Source organism: Streptomyces sp. NPDC048484, assembly GCF_040651415.1.
GTDB lineage: Bacteria > Actinomycetota > Actinomycetes > Streptomycetales > Streptomycetaceae > Streptomyces.
Genome location: NZ_JBEZJY010000132.1, coordinates 1 through 2,171 on the forward strand (window position 1 = coordinate 1; position 2,171 = coordinate 2,171).

2 protein-coding genes are annotated in these 2,171 nt (G+C 65.5%); one reads left to right on the forward strand and one right to left on the reverse strand.

Translation table 11 applies throughout. The features are described 5' to 3' along the window. Window positions 1-133 precede the first annotated feature (133 nt). Window positions 134-1,564 carry a group II intron reverse transcriptase/maturase gene (gene ltrA, locus AB0D14_RS44870; RefSeq protein WP_362791290.1) on the reverse strand — a complete coding sequence of 477 codons (1,431 nt, stop codon included), beginning with the start codon at window positions 1,562-1,564 and terminating at the stop codon, window positions 134-136. Between the two features lie 41 nt (window positions 1,565-1,605). On the opposite strand from ltrA, the gene AB0D14_RS44875 reads away from it, so the two are divergent. Next, window positions 1,606-1,782 (forward strand): hypothetical protein, encoded by a 177-nt coding sequence (locus AB0D14_RS44875; protein ID WP_362791292.1) that lies wholly within the window; start codon window positions 1,606-1,608, stop codon window positions 1,780-1,782. The last annotated feature ends 389 nt before the right edge of the window (window positions 1,783-2,171 follow it).

Genomic DNA, 2,171 nt, shown 5'->3' on the forward strand with positions numbered 1-2,171 from the left:
CCGTGAAGTCGGCCCGGAGCGCGGTTCCGGCCTTTCGGCCGGTCCGTTTCTCCGGACCGCTTCCCGCACCCGCCGTGCGCCTCTCAACGCAACGGGCGCTCCACAAGTCCCTCGGATTCCTTGAGGATTTGTCTCATCCCGTGATCGGCCATGGAGAGGGAATGACTGATCCCCGGTAGCGGTAGCGTGTGGTGCCTACCTTCGCCGGGTTGAACAGTTCCCGTTCCTCGCTGGCCGGCCACCAGCCTCCGGCGCAGAAACGGCGGCGGAGGTCCTTCCAGTTCATATGGGGGTGCTTTCGCCGCAGCCACCAGATGACCCGGCCCCAGGTATACGAGCTCAGGTACTGGAAGGCCGTGCTCGACACTCCCGGACGGAAGTAGGCGCACCAGCCCCGCAACATCCGGTTGAGACAGATGAGCAGGGTGTCGAACGGCAGGTCGGTGCCTGTCTTGCGGCACTGTGCCTTGACCTTCGCCGTCACGGCCGCGAGGGCCTTTCGGGCGGGGTAGGTGTAGACGTAGTGCTTGTGGGCGCCTCGCTTGCGGTGGCGCTGGATGCGCCAGCCGAGAAAATCGAGGCCCTCGTCGATGTGGGTGATCAGGGTCTTCTCCGGCGACAGGCGCAAGCCCATCGTTGAGAGGACCCCGACGATCTCTTCCTTGAGCGCCTCCGCGTCGGACTTCGTGCCCGACACGACCAGACACCAGTCGTCTGCGTAGCGGATGAGCCTGTAGTTCGGCAGTCCACGACGTCGGCGCTTTTGCCGGTCGTTGAAGGTGCTCGCTGGACCTCCTGGGCCCCGGGCCACGTGCTCGTCCAGGACGGAGAGAGCCACGTTGCTGAGCAACGGGGAGAGGATCGACCCCTGCGGGGTCCCGGTGTCGTTCTCCCGAAGTACACGGTCCTCACCGAGGATTCCGGACTTCAAGAACGCCTTCACCAGGGTCAGGACGCGTTTGTCCCCGACGCGAGTACGCACCCGGTCCATCAGGGCCGTGTGTGAGATCTCGTCGAAGCAGGCTTTGATGTCGCCCTCCACGATCCACTCGTAGGAGTGGGAGGTGAAGTGGCGGACCTCGGCCACCGCGTCGTGAGCCCGGTGATTCGGACGGAACCCGTAGGAGCACGGGAGGAACTCCGCCTCGAAGATCGGCTCCAGCACCAGCTTCAGGGACGCCTGCACCACCCGATCGGTCACGGTCGCGATCCCAAGACGGCGTAACTTCCCGCCCGCCTTGGGGATCATCCGTTCCCGGACCGGGAGCGGGCAGAAGCTACGGTCCTTGATCGAGGCCCGCAGCCTGTCGAGGAAGACCTCGACGCCCCGCACGGTCTCCACGTAGTAGGCGGTCTCGCCGTCCACTCCGGCCGTGCGGGCTCCCTTGTTGCCCCGCACCCGAACCCACGCGACCAGCAAGAACGCGGGATCGGAGACGAGGTTGAACAGGTCATCGAACCTGCGATGAGAATCCTCGCGGGCCCAACGGTGCAGCTTGGTCTGGATCTCCAGTACCCGGCGTTCGGCCTTCATCAGGACGTACTCCAGATCGTCGGTATTCACCGGCGAAAACCTCCTGGTCTTCCAGTCCTTCCACTGCTGACTTGCTGTCCCCCTTCGCCATGTACGCGCCTCTCGCGCGCTCGGACTACTACGAGGACTCCGCCACGACCTGGCGTCGTCAGCCGACGACGGACCTGCCCTCCGTCCAACTGGCTGCCGGACGGGCAGGGCGACACCTGATCGCTTCCCACGTTCACCACCACCCGATCGTCGAGTGAGCCGCCCAGCTGTGCCCCGACAGCTTCGCCATGCCTACGCCGCAGACCTTCAACATGGCCTCCCCACCAGCACTCTTAACCGGCTTCGGAGTCGCCACCAGAGCCTCGGTGGCGTGCACTGCGTTCCGGCCCATATCCACCAGATTGGAGCCGGTGGAAGTATTACGGGGCTTCAAACACTGGTTCCTCTCGTACGGCTTCTCGTCTCGCTTGCCGGACCCGCACCGTCTGGCAGTGCCAATACGTCCCGGCTTTGTCAGGGCTGCTTGCCGCCCTCCCTCGCGTCTCCGCGATCAGGCTGCCCTCAGCTGCACCGGCCTGCTGCGACAGGCCAGCGGCGGGGTCCTTTCACCCCCGCTCGGGGTAGTGGCGCCTCGTGGCGCACCAGC